A 16,124-nucleotide genomic window follows, 5' to 3' on the forward strand; every position below is an offset into this window, starting at 1 on the left:
TCCTCTTTGCCAAGACCCCAGCAGACCATGACTGAGTCCGTTCTTGACTACATGACCCGATTGGGTCGCGCCGCCCGTAGCGCTTCCCGGGTCATCGGCCGTGCCAGCACCGCGCAGAAAAACCGCGCCCTGCAGGCCACCGCCAATGCCCTGGACGCGGCGCGCGCCGAGCTGGCCGCAGCCAATGAGCTGGATCTGGCTGCCGGTCGCGCCAGCGGTCTGGAGCCGGCGCTGCTGGAACGTCTGGAACTGACTCCGGCACGCATCGACGGCATGATCGTCGGCCTGCGTCAGGTTGCTGCACTGGCGGATCCGGTCGGCGCGATCCGCGACATGAGCTTCCGTCCGTCGGGCATTCAGGTCGGCAAGATGCGTGTACCGCTGGGCGTGATCGGAATCATCTACGAATCCCGGCCGAACGTGACCATCGATGCCGCCAGCCTGTGTCTGAAGTCGGGCAACGCGACCATTCTGCGCGGCGGCTCCGAGGCGATTCACTCCAACCGCGCGATTGCCGCGTGCATTCAGCGCGGTCTGGCCGAAGCCGAACTGCCCGCCGCCGTGGTGCAAGTGGTCGAAACCACCGACCGTGCCGCTGTCGGCGCGCTGATCAGCATGCCGGAATACGTCGACGTCATCGTGCCCCGTGGTGGCCGTGGCCTGATCGAGCGCATCAGCCGCGATGCCCGCGTGCCGGTGATCAAGCACCTGGACGGCATCTGCCACGTCTACGTCAGCGAACACGCCGACCTGGCCAAAGCCCAGCGCATTGCCTTCAACGCCAAGACTTACCGTTATGGTATCTGCGGCGCGATGGAAACCCTGCTGGTCGATCAGGCTGTCGCCAGGGATTTCCTGCCGTCGATGGCTACGCAGTTCCGCGAAAAAGGCGTCGAGCTGCGCGGTTGCGAACGCACCCGGGCGATCATCGAAGCGGTCGCGGCCAGCGAAGACGACTGGCACACCGAGTACCTGGCGCCGATTCTGTCGATCCGCGTGGTCGACGGTCTGGAGCAGGCGATCGAGCACATCAACCATTACGGCTCCCATCACACCGACTCGATCGTCAGCGAAAACCTCGCCGACACCCGCCGGTTCGTGGCGGAAGTCGACTCGGCCTCGGTGATGATCAACACCCCGACCTGCTTCGCCGATGGATTTGAATACGGATTGGGTGCCGAAATCGGCATTTCTACTGATAAGCTGCACGCCCGCGGCCCGGTAGGGCTTGAGGGGTTGACCTGCGAGAAGTACATCGTGGTCGGCGATGGCCAGTTGCGCGGCCAGGCGACGGTCTGACTTGACCGACTTCGACCTGACAGCGCCGCACACCGGCAGCGAGTCGCGCCCGCAGCGCATTGGCGTGCTGGGCGGTACGTTCGACCCGGTGCACATCGGTCATTTGCGTGGCGCGCTGGAAGTTGTCGAAGCGCTGGCGCTGGACGAGTTGCGCCTGATGCCGAACGCGCGCCCGCCACATCGCGAGACGCCGCAGGTGTCGGCGCTGGATCGGCTGGCGATGGTCGAGTGCGCGGTGGCCGGATTGCCGCCGCTGGTGGTGGACGCCCGCGAATTGCAGCGGGACAAGCCGTCCTGGACCATCGATACCCTGGAGTCGCTGCGCGCAGAGATGCCCGCCGAGACCCAGGTTTTTCTGCTTTTGGGCTGGGACGCATTTTGCGGCCTGCCCACTTGGCACCGCTGGGAAGAGTTGCTCCAGCATTGCCACATCCTGGTGCTACAGCGCCCGGACGCCGACAGCGAACCGCCGGATGCCTTGCGCAACCTGCTGGCAGCGCGTTCGGTGAGCGACCCGCTGGCCCTGAAAGGGCCGAGCGGACAGATTGCATTCGTCTGGCAGACACCGCTCGCGGTTTCCGCCACCCAGATCCGTCAACTGCTGGCCAGCGGTAAGTCGGTACGTTTCCTGGTGCCCGACGCGGTCCTGGCCTACATCGATGCGCACGGTCTGTACCGTGCGTCGAACTGAACAAGGCGTGCTTCACTGATACGAATCACCGTATCCCCAAGCCGCCGAATACATGAGCAAAACGAGTTTCATATGACTGATAAAGATCTACCGAAAGTAAAGCGCAAAGGCACGTTCAAGAGCGCGCCACTGCCGGAAGCCGTCAACACCAACGAGCCGCTCAAGGGCGACGAACTGGTCAAGATTGCCGTCGCTGCGCTGGAAGACGTCAAGGCCCAGGACATCCAGATCATCGATGTGCGCGACAAGCAGAGCATCACTGACTACATGATCATCGCCACCGGTACCTCCAATCGCCAGATCAACGCGATGCTCGACAAGGTCCGCGAGGAAGTGAAAAAGCAGGGCGCCAAGCCGCTGGGCGAAGAAGGCAAGGGCGACAGCGACTGGGTGCTGCTCGACCTCGATCTGGTGATCGTGCACATGATGACCGCCTCGGCGCGTCAGTTCTACGACCTGGAACGCCTGTGGGCCGGTGCCGAGCAAAGCCGTGCTGCCGATGCCAAGCACCACAGCCCGGAAAACACCCACGAGCATTTCACCAAGCTCAACAAAGACCAGTTCTAAGGGATTGCTGTGCGACTGCGCCTGATCGCCGTCGGTTCACGCATGCCCAAGTGGGTGGAAGAAGGCTGGCATGAATATGCCAAGCGTCTTCCGTCCGAGCTGGCGCTGGAACTGGTGGAAATTCCGCTCAATACCCGTGGCAAGAATGCCGACGTGGCCCGTTTCATCCGCCAGGAAGGCGAAGCCATGCTGGCCAAGGTCGGGCACAACGAGCGGATCGTCACGCTGGAAGTTCACGGCAAGCCCTGGAGCACCGAGCAACTGGCGGTCGAACTCGATCGCTGGCGCCTGGATTCGCGCACGGTCAACTTCATGGTCGGCGGCCCGGAAGGGCTGGCACCGGAAGTCTGTGCCCGCGCTGACCAGCGCTGGTCGTTGTCGCCGCTGACCTTGCCGCACCCGCTGGTGCGAATCCTGATCGGCGAACAGTTGTACCGTGCCTGGACCGTGTTGTCCGGCCACCCTTACCACAAGTAAGCCTGCCCTCATGTCTCAGCCGATCCGCATCAAGGACCACGAAAAGGACGCCCGTCTGGTGCGTAGCCGTGTCGTGTTCGGCGCGATCGTGATCGTGACGCTGATCTGTGTGCTGATCGCGCGTTTGTATTACCTGCAGGTGATCCAGTACGAGTACCACTCGACCCTGTCGGAAAACAACCGCGTCCACGTGCAGCCGATTCCGCCGACGCGCGGGCTGATTTTCGACCGCAACGGCGTGGTTGTGGCCGACAACCGGCCGAGCTTCAGCCTGAGCATGACCCGCGAGCGCTCCGGCGACTGGCAGCAGGTGCTCGACGTTATCGTCGAGGTGCTGGAGCTGACGCCCGAGGACCGGGTGATCTTCGAGAAACGCATGCGGCAGGGGCGTCGGCCGTTCGAGCCGGTGCCGATCCTGTTCGAGCTGACCGAAGAGCAGATCGCCCGCATCGCGGTGAACCAGTTCCGCCTGCCCGGGGTGGAAGTGGTCGCGCAACTGGTCCGGCATTACCCGCAGGGCGCGCACTTTGCGCACTCGGTGGGCTACATGGGGCGGATCAACGAGAAAGAGCTGAAGTCGCTGGATCCGGTCAACTACAGCGGCACCCACCACATCGGCAAGACCGGCATCGAGCGGTTCTACGAGCCGGAATTGCACGGTCAGGTCGGTTACGAGGAAGTCGAGACCAACGCCCGTGGCCGCGTATTGCGCGTGCTCAAACGCACCGATCCGATTCCCGGCAAGGACATCGTCCTGAGCCTCGACATCAAGTTGCAGGAAGCCGCCGAGGCCGCGCTGGGCGGGCGACGTGGTGCGGTGGTGGCGCTCGATCCGAAAACCGGCGAAGTGCTGGCGATGGTCAGTCAGCCAAGTTTCGACCCCAACCTGTTCGTCACCGGCATCAGCTTCAAGGCCTACGCCGAGTTGCGCGACTCCATCGACCGGCCGTTGTTCAACCGCGTGCTGCGCGGTCTGTACCCGCCGGGCTCGACGATCAAACCGGCGGTGGCGATTGCCGGTCTTGACGCCGGGGTGGTCACGGCGTCGAGCCGGGTGTTCGACCCGGGCTATTACATGCTGCCCAACTACGACCACAAATACCGCAACTGGAACCGTACCGGTGACGGCTTCGTCGACCTCGACACGGCGATCATGCGGTCCAACGACACCTACTTCTATGACCTGGCGCACAAGCTCGGCATCGATCGGCTGTCGACCTATATGAACAAGTTCGGTATCGGTCAGAAGGTCTCGCTGGACATGTTCGAAGAATCCCCCGGCCTGATGCCATCGCGCGAATGGAAGCGAGCAACGCGCAAACAGGCGTGGTTCCCCGGCGAAACCCTGATTCTCGGGATCGGCCAGGGCTACATGCAATCGACGCCACTGCAGCTGGCTCAGGCCACGGCGCTGGTGGCCAACAAAGGCATCTGGAACCGTCCGCACCTGGCCAAATCCCTCGACGGGGTGAAACCAGTGGATGAGAACCCGATGCCAAACATCGTCCTGCGCGACCCGTCCGACTGGAACAAGGTCAACCACGGCATGCAGCAGGTGATGCACGGTGCCCGGGGTACCGCGCGCAAAGCGGCGATCGGCGCGCAATACCGCATCGCCGGCAAGTCCGGTACCGCGCAGGTGGTGGCGATCAAGCAGGGCGAAAAATACGACCGCTCCAAGGTCCAGGAGCGCCATCGCGACCACGCCTTATTCGTCGGTTTCGCCCCGGCCGATGATCCGAAGATTGTCGTGTCGGTGATGGTCGAGAACGGTGAGTCCGGCTCCGGCGTGGCCGCGCCGGTCGTGCGCCAGGTCATGGACGCGTGGTTGCTCGACCAGGACGGCCATCTCAAAGCCGAGTACGCCAGCCCAATCACTGCGGAGGCCCCGGCCCGTGATGAATAATTTCGATCGCATGCTCTCCAGCGAGGATGTGATGCGTCGCCGCGCGACGTTGCTGCAAAGACTGCATATCGATGGCCCGCTGTTGATCCTGTTGCTGATCCTCGCCGCCGGCAGCCTGTTCGTGCTGTATTCGGCCAGCGGCAAGAGCTGGGATCTGCTCGGCAAGCAGGCCACATCGTTCGGTATCGGTCTGGTGGCGATGATCGTCATCGCCCAGTTCGAGCCGCGTTTCATGGCGCGTTGGGTACCGCTCGGTTACGTGATCGGCGTGGTCTTGCTGATCGTCGTCGACATCATGGGCCACAACGCCATGGGCGCCACGCGCTGGATCAACATCCCCGGGGTGATCCGCTTCCAGCCCTCGGAGTTCATGAAGATCCTGATGCCGGCGACCATCGCCTGGTATCTGTCCAAACGCACCTTGCCGCCGCAGCTCAAGCACGTCGGCATCAGCCTGATGCTGATTGGCGTGCCGTTCATTCTGATCGTGCGCCAGCCGGACCTGGGGACTTCGCTGCTGATTCTCGCCGGTGGCGCCTTTGTCCTGTTCATGGGCGGCCTGCGCTGGCGCTGGATTCTCAGCGTGCTGGCGGCGGCGGTGCCGGTATCGGTGGCGATGTGGTTTTTCGTCATGCACGACTACCAGAAACAGCGGGTCCTGACCTTTCTCGACCCGGAAAGTGATCCGCTGGGCACCGGCTGGAACATCATCCAGTCGAAAGCCGCGATCGGTTCCGGTGGCGTATTCGGCAAAGGCTGGTTGCTCGGTACCCAGTCGCACCTGGACTTTCTCCCGGAAAGCCACACCGACTTCATTATCGCCGTGCTTGGCGAAGAGTTCGGTCTGGTGGGAATTTGCGCACTGCTGCTGATCTATCTGTTGTTGATCGGTCGTGGGCTGGTGATCACTGCCCAGGCACAAACGCTGTTCGGCAAATTGCTCGCCGGTGCGTTGACCATGACTTTTTTTGTTTACGTTTTCGTCAACATCGGTATGGTCAGTGGCCTGTTGCCGGTCGTGGGGGTGCCGTTGCCGTTCATTAGCTACGGAGGAACTTCGCTGGTGACGCTGCTGTCAGCGTTTGGGGTTTTGATGTCGATCCATACCCATCGCAAGTGGATCGCACAGGTTTGAATAAGGTGAAGAGTGCAATGCAAGTAATGCGTGGCTGGGCGACTCGATGCGCGCCGCTGGTTGGCCTGGTGGGCCTGCTGGGAAGCGTGCAGGAAGCGCTGGCCGGCGACTATGAAGGCTCGCCCCAGGTGGCCGAATTCGTCGGCGAAATGACCCGCGACTACGGTTTCGCCGGTGAACAACTGATGGGTGTGTTCCGCGAGGCGCAACGCAAGCAGTCGATTCTCGACGCCATCTCCAAACCCGCCGAACGGGTCAAGCAGTGGAACGAATATCGACCGATGTTCATCACCGACGCGCGCATCGCCCGTGGTGTCGACTTCTGGCGTCAGCACGAGGCGACCCTGGCCCGTGCCGAGCAAGAATACGGCGTGCCGGCACAAGTCATCGTGTCGATCATCGGCGTCGAGACCTTTTTCGGACGTAATACCGGTAATTTCCGCGTGATCGATGCTTTATCAACCCTGGGCTTCGACTATCCTCCCCGTGCCGAATTTTTCCGCAAGGAACTGCGTGAGTTCCTCCTGCTGGCCCGTGAAGAGCAGGTCGATCCACTGACCCTCAAAGGCTCTTACGCCGGGGCAATGGGGCTGCCGCAATTCATGCCGAGCAGCTTTCGCGCCTACGCGGTGGACTTCGACGGTGACGGTCACATCAATATCTGGAACAACCCGGACGATGCCATTGGCAGCGTCGCCAGCTATTTCAAGCGCCATGGCTGGGTCGCCGGTGAGCCGGTGGTCAGCCGCGCCGATGTACGCGGCGAGCAGGCTGATGAAGGCCTGACCAGCGGTATCGAACCGGTGAAGACGGTTGCAGAGTTGCGGGCGCTGGGCTGGTCGAGTCATGATGCGCTGCGCGATGATATGCCGGTTACCGCATTTCGCCTCGAAGGCGACAACGGCCCTGAATACTGGATGGGCCTGCAGAATTTCTACGCGATCACGCGTTATAACCGCAGCGTGATGTACGCCATGGCCGTACATCAACTGTCTGAACAGCTGGTACAAGCACGGGGCGTCAAGTAATGCAGGCATTGCCTAACAATAAACCCCTGAAGCTGGTGGCTTTCGCTGCGTTGGCAGTCCTGGTTGCCAGTTGCACGACCAGCCGCACGCCGACGCAGAAATCCCCGTCCACCGCTGTCCGCGCCCAACCGGGCCTGGACATCAATCGCGCGCACAAAGACGGCGCGCCTTGGTGGGATGTCGATGTTTCGCGCATCCCCGATGCGACACCGACCCTGCACACCGGCCCGTACAAGGCCAACCCTTACACCGTGCTGGGCAAGACCTATTTCCCGTTGCAGGAATCCAAGACCTACGTGGCCTCAGGTACGGCGTCCTGGTACGGCACCAAGTTCCATGGCCAGAACACCGCCAACGGCGAAGTGTATGACCTGTACGGCATGAGCGCTGCGCACAAGACCTTGCCGCTGCCAAGCTACGTCCGGGTGACCAACCTGGACAACAACAAGACGGTGATCCTGCGCGTCAACGACCGTGGGCCGTTCTACTCCGATCGCATCATCGATTTGTCCTACGCGGCGGCGAAGAAACTCGGCTATGCCGAAACCGGCACCGCGCGGGTCAAGGTCGAAGGCATCGATCCGCAACAGTGGTGGGCAGCCAAGGGCCGTCCGGCGCCGCTGATGCTCAACGAGCCGCAAGTAGCGCAGAATAGCGCGCCAGCGATTACAGCGTCGGCCGGCACCGTCGAGCAATGGACACCGCCACCGCAGCAACACGCGGCGGCCGTGGTGCCGGTGCAGATCGATGCAAAAAAAAACGCTTCTGCACCAGCGTCTGGCCAGTATCTGCAGGTGGGCGCGTTCGCCAACCCGGACGCTGCCGAACTGCTGAGGTCGAAGCTCAGCGGGATGGTGAGCGCGCCGGTGTTCATCAGTTCGATCGTGCGCAATCAGCAGACCCTGCACCGGGTACGCCTGGGGCCGATCGGCTCGCCGGGTGAGATCGCCCAGGTGCAGAACAGTGTGCGTCTGGCCAATCTGGGTTCGCCCAGCGTGGTCAGCGAGTAATACGTAGACCTTGATTGACGGTTCACTTGCGGTATTCGGGGGGTGAACCAGGTTGTTGGCTCTTCGAAGAACAAAAGCCCGGCAAGGGTGACTGGAGTGAGCAACTGAACACGCGATGGCCCGTTAGAAGGCTGTCTGAATAAGTTTTGCCTTCGGGCAAGTTTCCATTAGCGATTTCGAGAGACGGATGAACATCACCACCTTTGCCAAACGCCTGTGTCTGCTAGTCCCGCTGCTCCTCTCGCCAGCCGCCTTCGCGGCCGAGATGATGCCGTCGCCACCACAACTGGCCGCCAAGGCCTATGTTCTGATGGACGCCAGCAGCGGCAACGTGCTGGTCGAAAACAACGGCGACCAGCGTCTGCCACCGGCCAGCCTGACCAAGCTGATGACCGCGTACATTGCGACCCTGGAAATCCGTCGCGGCCAGATCGGCGAGAACGACCCGGTGACCGTCAGCGAAAACGCCTGGCGCACCGGCGGTTCGCGGATGTTCATCAAGGTCGGCTCGCAGGTGACTGTCAGCGACCTGCTGCACGGCATCATCATCCAGTCCGGTAACGACGCCAGCGTCGCCCTGGCCGAGCACATCGCCGGCAGCGAAGACGCCTTCGCCGACCTGATGAACAAGACCGTCACCGAACTGGGCATGACCAATACCCATTTCATGAACCCGACCGGTCTGCCGAATCCTGAGCACTACTCGTCGGCGCACGACATGGCGATTCTGGCCCGTGCGATCATCCACGAAGACCCGGCTCACTATGCGATCTACTCGCAGAAAGAGTTCTTCTGGAATGGCATCAAGCAGCCTAACCGCAACCTGCTGCTGTGGCGCGACAAGACCGTTGACGGTCTGAAAACCGGCCACACCGACGAAGCCGGCTACTGCATGGTGTCCTCGGCGGTACGTGACGGCCAGCGCCTGATCGCCGTGGTGTTCGGCACCAACAGCGAAGTGGCCCGCGCCGCTGAAACCCAGAAGCTGCTGACCTACGGTTTCCGCTTCTTCGAAACCCAGACCTTCTATCAGAAGGGCACTGAGCTGGCGCAGGCGCCGGTATGGAAAGGCACCACCAGCCAGGTCAAGGCCGGCCTGGCGCAAGACCTGACCATGACTCTGCCAAAAGGCCAGTTGAAGAAGCTCGCTGCCAGCATGACCATGAACCCGCAACTGGTTGCGCCAATCGCCAAGGGCGACGTGATCGGTAAAGTCGAAGTCAAACTGGAAGACAAGGTGGTGCACAGCGCCGACCTGATCGCTCTGGATGGCGTCGAGGAGGGTGGTATCTTCCGCCGCATGTGGGATAGCATCCGTCTATTCTTCTACGGCTTGTTCAACTGATTCAGTGTTGACCTGCATGGCCCCGCCCCGATCCGGTGCGGGGCCATGTGCGTTACCACGGCTTGCACTCTAGAGGCCGTTACGCCATGACCGATACCGAAGTAAAGGCGCCAAAGATCGAATTCCCTGTCACGGACTATCCCGTCAAGGTGATCAGCGATACCGGTGTAGGCAACAAAGACAAGATCATCGACATCGTCAAGAAACACGCGACCATCAATGATGAGCGTATCGACGAACGTCAAAGCACCAACGGCAAATACACCACTATTCAGTTGCACATCGTCGCCACCGACCAGGATCAGCTGTACAACATCAACAGCGAACTGCGGGCGACCGGCTTCGTGCACATGGTGTTGTGATGCACGGCACGCTGGGCTTTCGCGAGCTGGGCCAGATGGCTTACGAGCCGGTCTGGCATGCCATGCAGCGCTTCACCAACGAACGCGGCAGCGATGCCGCCGACGAAATCTGGCTCGTCGAACACCCGCCGGTGTTCACTCAGGGCCAGGCCGGCAAGGCTGAACACCTGTTGCTGCCGGGAGATATTCCGGTGGTGCAGGTCGATCGTGGCGGCCAAGTGACTTATCATGGCCCCGGGCAGCTGGTGGCTTATCTGTTACTGGATGTACGCAAGCTGGGTTTCGGCGTGCGTGATCTGGTCAGCCGCATGGAAGCCTGCCTGATCGAACTGCTGGCCAGCTACGGCGTCACCGCCGCCGCCAAGCCAGATGCTCCCGGCGTGTACGTCGATGGAGCGAAAATCGCTTCTCTGGGTTTGCGCATTCGCCACGGTTGTTCCTTTCATGGCCTGGCCCTGAACGTGGATATGAACCTGGAACCGTTTCGACGGATTAATCCCTGCGGCTACGCCGGGCTGGCCATGACCCAGCTGAGCGATCACGCAGGATCGATTGAATTTGCCGAGGTAAGTGCCCGGCTGCGCGCGCAGCTCGTCAAACACCTCGACTATGCTGAGCAGACGACCCTCACGGGCGGAATCGACTGATATGACTACTGATGCAGTGCAAACCATGATCCCGACGCTCGACGTGACCGAGCGCCCGGCCCCGCGTCCCAAGGTTGAAGCCGGCGTCAAGCTGCGCGGCGCCGAGAAGGTTGCACGCATCCCGGTCAAGATCATCCCGACCACCGAACTGCCGAAAAAACCCGACTGGATCCGTGTGCGCATTCCGGTTTCGCCGGAAGTCGACCGCATCAAGAGCCTGCTGCGCAAGCACAAGCTGCACAGTGTCTGCGAAGAAGCGTCCTGCCCGAACCTCGGCGAATGCTTCTCCGGCGGCACCGCGACCTTCATGATCATGGGCGATATCTGCACCCGTCGCTGCCCGTTCTGCGACGTTGGCCACGGTCGTCCGAAGCCACTGGACGTCAACGAGCCGGAAAGCCTGGCGATCGCTATCGCCGACCTCAAGCTCAAATACGTGGTGATCACCTCGGTTGACCGTGACGACCTGCGTGACGGCGGTGCCCAGCACTTTGCCGACTGCATCCGCGAAATCCGCAAACTGTCGCCGAACGTGCAGCTCGAGACCTTGGTCCCGGACTACCGTGGCCGCATGGACATCGCCCTGGAAATCACCGCCGCCGAGCCGCCGGATGTGTTCAACCACAACCTGGAAACCGTGCCGCGCCTGTACAAGGCTGCGCGTCCGGGCTCGGACTACCAGTGGTCGCTGACCCTGTTGCAACGCTTCAAGCAGATGATGCCGCACATTCCGACCAAGTCCGGCCTGATGCTGGGTCTGGGCGAGACCGACGAGGAAGTCATCGAAGTCATGAAGCGCATGCGCGAACACGACATCGACATGCTGACCCTCGGTCAATACCTGCAACCGTCGCGCAGCCACTTGCCGGTGCAGCGCTTCGTCCATCCGGACACCTTCGCCTGGTTCGCCGAGGAAGGTTACAAGATGGGCTTCAAGAACGTTGCTTCGGGCCCGCTGGTACGTTCCTCGTACCATGCCGACGAGCAGGCGAAGCTGGTCAAGGCTGAGCTGCTGGGTTCCTGATTCAGGGCCGATGCAAAAATGCCCGCCGAGGACTGTCCTTCGGCGGGCATTTTTTTGCCTGAGACAAGGGGCTTTTGTTTGCCTCTTCAGCTGACTACTGTGTGTGCATGACTTTACCGCTGGAGCCCAAGGATGACCGTTCGACCGAGCCACACCCTGATTGCCCACCGACCCGTACCGGCGCTGCCCTCTGAGGGGACGATCGGCGTCATCGCGCCGGCCGGTCCCGGCGCCCTCGACACTGAAAAAGCGCTGCAATGGATGCGTGCGCGCGGCCATGGGCTGAAGGTGTATCCGGGTGTCTACGAGAAGGACGGCTATCTGGCCGGCAGCGACGACGTACGCCTGCACGATCTGCATGCGGCATTCGCTGATCCCGAGGTCGACGCGATCATATGCCTGCGCGGTGGCTACGGTACGCCGCGTCTGCTTGATCGCATCGACTACGATCTGCTCAGCCGCAACGCCAAACCCTTTATTGGCTACAGCGATATCACCGCGCTGCACCTGGCGATCAGTCGCTACGCCGGGTTTGTGACCTTCCACGGGCCGCTGCTCAATGCTGACCTGCTGGGCGACAAGGAGCCGCCGACCGTCACCTCGTTCTTCGCCATGCTGCGCGGGCAAATGAAGTCAGGGAGTGTGCTGAGCCATCCGGCGGCTTATCCGCTATCAACCGTCGAACCGGGTATTGCTCACGGACGTTTGCTTGGCGGCAATCTGGCGATGATCGCCGCGACCTTGGGTACGCCTTACGAAATTGATGTCGAAGGGGTGATCCTGTTTATCGAAGACATCAACGAGCCGCTGTATCGGATTGATCGGCTGCTGACCCAGATGCGCCTGGCCGGCAAGTTGGCCAGACTGCGCGGTGTGCTGGTCGGCGATATCGCCGGGGTGGATGTCGACGCGCTGAATCGCTTGCTCAAGCAAACCTTTGAGCCGTTGCGGATTCCGGTGTTGTCGGGTTGGCGCAGTGGTCATTGCGACCCGAACCTGACACTGCCGTTGGGCGCGCTGGTGCGCCTGGATGCGGGGAAACAGGAGTTGCTGCTGGAGCAGGATGTGGTGATCAAGGCTGAAACGGTTATTGCCTGACAGTCAGTCTTCGCGAGCAGGCTCGCTCCCACAGGTTTTGAGTCGAATTCACAATTGTGTTTCAACCAGAACCCCTGTGGGAGCGGGCTTGCCCGCGATGCTTTTATTGGTTGCGAAGGCTCTCGAGCAACTTATGCGTCGGGTAACCATCCGCCGGCCAGCCCAGCGCCTGCTGGGCACTGCGAATGGCCTTGCGCGTATTGGCGCCGATAATCCCGTCCGCCGTGCCGGCGTCATAATTACGCGCGCTCAATAGCGTCTGCAGTTCGATGCGCTCGGTGCGGCTCAGCGGCAGATCATCTTTCGGCCAGTCGCCATTGATCAGGCCCGCGCCTTCAAAGCGCTCGGACAGCAGACTCACCGCCAGCGCATACGACGACGAATTGTTGTACTTGAGAATCGCCCGGAAGTTGTCGAGGATCAGGAACGCCGGGCCACGATAACCGGCCGGCAGCAGCAGGGCAGCGGACAGTTGTTCGGAACCGGCTGGCACCTGCGCGCCGTTCGGCAGGTTCACACCCAGTTGCCGCCATTCGGCGACGCTTTTGCGAATCGTGCCATCGGCCAGCGTGTAGTTGAAACCGCTCGGCAATTGCACTTCAAAACCCCACGGCTGGCCACGTTGCCAGCCCGAGCTTTGCAGGTAATGCGCGGTCGAGGCCAGTGCATCGGCCGGGCTACCCCAGATGTCGCGGCGACCGTCACCGTCAAAATCCACGGCGTGGGTGTTGTAAGTGGTCGGAATGAACTGGGTCTGGCCCATCGCCCCGGCCCAGGAGCCGAGCATTTTCTCCGGGGTGATATCGCCTTGTTGCAGAATTTGCAGGGCGGCGATCAATTGCGCATGAGCAAAGCCCGGACGACGGCCTTCGTAGGCGAGGGTGGCCAGCGAGTTGATCACCGACTTGCTGCCCTGAAACTGGCCGAAGTTGCTTTCCATGCCCCACACCGACACCAGTGCCTGGCGATCAACGCCATAACGCTGCTCGATGCTTTGCAGAATATCGGCGTACTGATTGATCAGCGCCTGGCCCTTGCGTACGCGCAGTGGCGACAGCGCGCCATCGAGGTATTCCCACACCGGGCGGGAAAACTCCGGCTGACTGCGATCGGCACGGATCACGCTGGCGTCGAAGCTGATGTTGGCAAATGCCTGATCGAACAGCTCGGGACGAATCCCGGCGGCGAGGGCGTCCTTGCGGAAACCTGCCTGCCATTCGGCGAAGGTCTGGGTCGGTTGAATATCGAGCGGATCGGTGGACGGCACTACCGGCGGAATGATCGCTGGGGCCGTGGTGACCGGGGCAGCTTGAAGCGGTTGTGCATCGGCGGCGGTGGGTTTTTCCGCGCAGGCGACAAGCAGGATGAAGCTGGAGGCAGCGATCAATTGGCGCACGGGCCAACGACGGGAAAGACTTGGGGGCATGCACAGTTCCAGGGGAAACGAATCAGGTGCAGACCTTAACATGAGCGGGGGGTGGTGCGCTTCAGGCAGCCAGAAAGTAAAAAGCCTCCCGGTTGTCAGACCGGAAGGCTTCGCGGCGGTAGCTGCCTTTGCCCTTGGCTGGTCGTTCCTGGCGGCTGCGGAACAAGGGCTGGGCGACGATGGATTTGGCCTTGTTGGGGCCATGCTTTGCAGGCTTTTTGCTCATGAGGGTTCTCTCGGTGTGGTGGTTTTGCGCCGAGAATAATCTGCCGATGTGGCGCGTCTGTCCAGTAGCTCATGCGTAGGAATATTCTGGCGCTTTCGCGAGCAGGCTCGCTCCCACATTGGAACGCGGGCACCTGTGGGAGCGAGCCTGCTCGCGAATGGACGCTACGCGATCAAATGCCTTACTCGGCAGGCAATGACAGTCGCTGGCCTGACATCAATAAAGCCAGGCGGCTAAGGCTCATCCACGGCGAACCCGCCGCCTGGCCCTTGATCTGCGCATCGATACGCTGCGCTTCGAGCAGCAATTGCGCCCAGCGTTGCGCCGAGTAGCGTTGCAAAGCCTTGCTCATCAGCGGCTTGCGCTTGTCCCATACCGGCGGTTTCGATTGGCTGAAGCACTTGTCCAGTGGCGTGCCCTGGCTGTATTGCAGGGAGATGTTGGCCAGCTGGCGCAACTCCCGCGCCAGTGCCCAGAGGATCACGGGCGGCTCGACGCCTTCGCCGCGCAAACCCTCGAGCATGCGCAAGGCGTGGGCCGGTTCACCGTTGAGCACCGCGTCGGTCAGGCCGAACACGTCGAACCGCGCACTGTCGGCGACGGCGGCCTGCACGGTTTCGACGGTGATCTGCCCACCTTCGGCCATCAGTTTGAGCTTTTCGATTTCCTGCGCGGCGGCGAGCAGGTTGCCTTCGACACGCGCGGCAATCAATTCGACGGCGTCCTGACTGGCCGACAGACCGGCCTGAGACAGGCGCTGACGAATCCAGCTCGGCAGCTGATTGCCATCCACCGGCCAGATCTGCACGAACTGGGTTTGTTGGCCTTCGACCAGCGCCTTGCCCCACTTGGTTTTCTGCGCGCTGCCATCGAGCTTCGGCAAGCTGATCAGCAGCACGGTATCTTCAGCGGGGCGCGAGCAGTATTCGATCAGCGCGGCGGCGCCCTTGTCGCCAGGCTTACCGGACGGCAGGCGCAGTTCCAGCAGGCGTTTTTCGGCGAAGAGCGACATGCTCGCGCCGGCCTGCAACAACGTACCCCAATCGAAATTGGCGTCGGCGGCGAAGACCTGACGTTCGTCGAAACCTTGCTGGCGGGCAGCGGTGCGGATGGCGTCGGCGGCTTCCTGACACAGCAACGGGTCATCGCCGCTGATGATGTAGACCGGCGCGAGTGCACCTTGCAGGTGTTTGCCTAGTTGTGCGGGAGCGAGCTTCATAAGGAAGGGCGAGCGGGGCGCCTGGGCGCCCCGACCGTCTTACTGCTGCGGGATTTCGAGCGGCGACTGACGCGGAGTTTCCGCCTCGGCCTTCTGCGCCGCTTCCAGCGCATCGGCTTCAGCCTTGGCGCGGTCATTGGCGGTTTGCTGCAGTTGCTGCAACTGGCCCGGAGTCAGCTGCGACAGGCGCAGCATCATGCGCTGCACCAGCTCGCGGCGGATTTCATGACGGGCGTCATTGGCTTCCTGATCGGAGCCGACGAGGTTGTTGCCGTCGTGAATGAAGACTTTCTGCACTTCGAGCTTGTCGCTGACCAACGACAGGTTTTTCTCGCCGCGGATGTCATAGCTCAGCACGGTGCTGACCTGATACTCGCCTGTGCGACCGGCACCGGCATAGCTGAGAATTCGCTGGCTTTCCTGCTCGTCAGCCAGATACAACTTGTACGGCGCGCCGCTGTAAACCTTGACGCCGCTGGACTCCAGCGTCTGACGCAGCTGTGTCACGGTTTCGCCGTAAGCGTTACGCGCGCTCAGGTCGATTTCCTTGATCGACAGTTCGTTGGTGCCAGTACCACGCAACTGGAAACCGCAGGCGCTCAGCAGAACGGCGAGGCCCATCACCAGCAGATTGCGTTTGATCATTGTGTTGCTCCCCTTGAAA

Annotated in this window: 17 protein-coding genes; 13 read left to right on the forward strand and 4 right to left on the reverse strand. The window is 61.8% G+C overall.

The window, feature by feature from the left end:
- Positions 1–27 precede the first annotated feature (27 nt).
- The 13 genes from ACMYUN_RS18340 (at position 28) to ACMYUN_RS18400 (ending at position 12,589) form a co-directional block, all read left to right on the forward strand.
- Positions 28–1,299: a glutamate-5-semialdehyde dehydrogenase gene (locus ACMYUN_RS18340; RefSeq protein WP_415761328.1), complete on the forward strand. Its 1,272-nt coding sequence runs from the start codon at positions 28–30 to the stop codon at positions 1,297–1,299.
- A complete protein-coding gene (gene nadD / locus ACMYUN_RS18345) occupies positions 1,268–1,990 on the forward strand; it encodes a nicotinate-nucleotide adenylyltransferase (RefSeq protein WP_415761329.1) in 723 nt (240 codons plus the stop codon). Before ACMYUN_RS18340 ends, nadD begins: the two co-directional genes overlap by 32 nt.
- A gap of 72 nt (positions 1,991–2,062) precedes the next feature.
- The gene (gene rsfS / locus ACMYUN_RS18350) at positions 2,063–2,557 is read left to right on the forward strand and encodes a ribosome silencing factor (RefSeq protein WP_016773024.1); all 495 of its coding nucleotides are present in this window, start codon (positions 2,063–2,065) and stop codon (positions 2,555–2,557) included.
- Positions 2,558–2,566: 9 nt separating this feature from the next.
- A complete protein-coding gene (gene rlmH, locus ACMYUN_RS18355) occupies positions 2,567–3,034 on the forward strand; it encodes a 23S rRNA (pseudouridine(1915)-N(3))-methyltransferase RlmH (RefSeq protein WP_011063671.1) in 468 nt (155 codons plus the stop codon).
- A 10-nt stretch (positions 3,035–3,044) separates the two neighbouring features.
- Positions 3,045–4,940, forward strand: a complete 1,896-nt coding sequence (gene mrdA, locus ACMYUN_RS18360; RefSeq protein WP_415761331.1) for a penicillin-binding protein 2 — start codon at positions 3,045–3,047, stop codon at positions 4,938–4,940.
- 31 nt (positions 4,941–4,971) lie between these two features.
- Positions 4,972–6,075: a rod shape-determining protein RodA gene (gene rodA, locus ACMYUN_RS18365; protein WP_051600793.1), complete on the forward strand. Its 1,104-nt coding sequence runs from the start codon at positions 4,972–4,974 to the stop codon at positions 6,073–6,075.
- A gap of 17 nt (positions 6,076–6,092) precedes the next feature.
- Positions 6,093–7,103 (forward strand): lytic murein transglycosylase B, encoded by a 1,011-nt coding sequence (gene mltB, locus ACMYUN_RS18370; RefSeq protein WP_039761819.1) that lies wholly within the window; start codon positions 6,093–6,095, stop codon positions 7,101–7,103.
- Positions 7,103–8,113: a septal ring lytic transglycosylase RlpA family protein gene (locus ACMYUN_RS18375; RefSeq protein WP_129999747.1), complete on the forward strand. Its 1,011-nt coding sequence runs from the start codon at positions 7,103–7,105 to the stop codon at positions 8,111–8,113. Before mltB ends, ACMYUN_RS18375 begins: the two co-directional genes overlap by 1 nt.
- A gap of 187 nt (positions 8,114–8,300) precedes the next feature.
- Complete coding sequence (locus ACMYUN_RS18380) at positions 8,301–9,458, forward strand: D-alanyl-D-alanine carboxypeptidase family protein (protein ID WP_016773028.1); 1,158 nt, start codon at positions 8,301–8,303, stop codon at positions 9,456–9,458.
- A gap of 86 nt (positions 9,459–9,544) precedes the next feature.
- Positions 9,545–9,820 carry a DUF493 domain-containing protein gene (locus ACMYUN_RS18385; protein WP_039761816.1) on the forward strand — a complete coding sequence of 92 codons (276 nt, stop codon included), beginning with the start codon at positions 9,545–9,547 and terminating at the stop codon, positions 9,818–9,820.
- Positions 9,820–10,467, forward strand: coding sequence for a lipoyl(octanoyl) transferase LipB (gene lipB, locus ACMYUN_RS18390; RefSeq protein WP_039761815.1), 648 nt, complete (start codon positions 9,820–9,822; stop codon positions 10,465–10,467). The genes ACMYUN_RS18385 and lipB overlap by 1 nt, the downstream gene beginning before the upstream one ends.
- Before the next feature lie 25 nt (positions 10,468–10,492).
- Positions 10,493–11,491, forward strand: a complete 999-nt coding sequence (gene lipA, locus ACMYUN_RS18395; protein WP_160768663.1) for a lipoyl synthase — start codon at positions 10,493–10,495, stop codon at positions 11,489–11,491.
- Between the two features lie 132 nt (positions 11,492–11,623).
- A complete protein-coding gene (locus tag ACMYUN_RS18400; RefSeq protein WP_415761333.1) occupies positions 11,624–12,589 on the forward strand; it encodes a S66 peptidase family protein in 966 nt (321 codons plus the stop codon).
- Positions 12,590–12,692: 103 nt separating this feature from the next.
- Here the strand turns inward: ACMYUN_RS18400 and ACMYUN_RS18405 are convergent, their stop codons facing one another.
- The 4 genes from ACMYUN_RS18405 to lptE all read right to left on the reverse strand — a co-directional run bounded on the left by ACMYUN_RS18405 (position 12,693) and on the right by lptE (position 16,105).
- Entirely contained in the window at positions 12,693–14,015 is a 1,323-nt protein-coding gene (locus ACMYUN_RS18405) for a lytic murein transglycosylase (protein ID WP_415761334.1), read from the reverse strand.
- 61 nt (positions 14,016–14,076) lie between these two features.
- Entirely contained in the window at positions 14,077–14,241 is a 165-nt protein-coding gene (arfA, locus tag ACMYUN_RS18410) for an alternative ribosome rescue factor ArfA (RefSeq protein WP_016773035.1), read from the reverse strand.
- A gap of 181 nt (positions 14,242–14,422) precedes the next feature.
- Positions 14,423–15,460, reverse strand: coding sequence for a DNA polymerase III subunit delta (holA, locus tag ACMYUN_RS18415; protein ID WP_415761335.1), 1,038 nt, complete (start codon positions 15,458–15,460; stop codon positions 14,423–14,425).
- Between the two features lie 39 nt (positions 15,461–15,499).
- The gene (gene lptE / locus ACMYUN_RS18420) at positions 15,500–16,105 is read right to left on the reverse strand and encodes an LPS assembly lipoprotein LptE (protein WP_039761806.1); all 606 of its coding nucleotides are present in this window, start codon (positions 16,103–16,105) and stop codon (positions 15,500–15,502) included.
- Between the last annotated feature and the right edge of the window lie 19 nt (positions 16,106–16,124).

The organism is Pseudomonas sp. CP4 (genome assembly GCF_047758505.1).
GTDB classification, from domain to species: Bacteria; Pseudomonadota; Gammaproteobacteria; order Pseudomonadales; family Pseudomonadaceae; genus Aquipseudomonas; species Aquipseudomonas fluorescens_AO.

What these genes read in the sequence shown, in the direction of transcription:
- ACMYUN_RS18340 (WP_415761328.1), top strand. Translation starts at nt 28, where the DNA reads ATGACTGAGTCCGTTCTTGACTACATGACCCGATTGGGTCGCGCCGCC.
- nadD (WP_415761329.1), top strand. Translation starts at nt 1,268, where the DNA reads ATGGCCAGTTGCGCGGCCAGGCGACGGTCTGACTTGACCGACTTCGAC.
- rsfS (WP_016773024.1), top strand. Translation starts at nt 2,063, where the DNA reads ATGACTGATAAAGATCTACCGAAAGTAAAGCGCAAAGGCACGTTCAAG.
- mrdA (WP_415761331.1), top strand. Translation starts at nt 3,045, where the DNA reads ATGTCTCAGCCGATCCGCATCAAGGACCACGAAAAGGACGCCCGTCTG.
- rodA (WP_051600793.1), top strand. Translation starts at nt 4,972, where the DNA reads ATGCGTCGCCGCGCGACGTTGCTGCAAAGACTGCATATCGATGGCCCG.
- mltB (WP_039761819.1), top strand. Translation starts at nt 6,093, where the DNA reads ATGCAAGTAATGCGTGGCTGGGCGACTCGATGCGCGCCGCTGGTTGGC.
- ACMYUN_RS18375 (WP_129999747.1), top strand. Translation starts at nt 7,103, where the DNA reads ATGCAGGCATTGCCTAACAATAAACCCCTGAAGCTGGTGGCTTTCGCT.
- ACMYUN_RS18380 (WP_016773028.1), top strand. Translation starts at nt 8,301, where the DNA reads ATGAACATCACCACCTTTGCCAAACGCCTGTGTCTGCTAGTCCCGCTG.
- ACMYUN_RS18385 (WP_039761816.1), top strand. Translation starts at nt 9,545, where the DNA reads ATGACCGATACCGAAGTAAAGGCGCCAAAGATCGAATTCCCTGTCACG.
- lipB (WP_039761815.1), top strand. Translation starts at nt 9,820, where the DNA reads ATGCACGGCACGCTGGGCTTTCGCGAGCTGGGCCAGATGGCTTACGAG.
- lipA (WP_160768663.1), top strand. Translation starts at nt 10,493, where the DNA reads ATGATCCCGACGCTCGACGTGACCGAGCGCCCGGCCCCGCGTCCCAAG.
- ACMYUN_RS18400 (WP_415761333.1), top strand. Translation starts at nt 11,624, where the DNA reads ATGACCGTTCGACCGAGCCACACCCTGATTGCCCACCGACCCGTACCG.
- ACMYUN_RS18405 (WP_415761334.1), bottom strand. Translation starts at nt 14,015, where the DNA reads ATGCCCCCAAGTCTTTCCCGTCGTTGGCCCGTGCGCCAATTGATCGCT.
- arfA (WP_016773035.1), bottom strand. Translation starts at nt 14,241, where the DNA reads ATGAGCAAAAAGCCTGCAAAGCATGGCCCCAACAAGGCCAAATCCATC.
- holA (WP_415761335.1), bottom strand. Translation starts at nt 15,460, where the DNA reads ATGAAGCTCGCTCCCGCACAACTAGGCAAACACCTGCAAGGTGCACTC.
- lptE (WP_039761806.1), bottom strand. Translation starts at nt 16,105, where the DNA reads ATGATCAAACGCAATCTGCTGGTGATGGGCCTCGCCGTTCTGCTGAGC.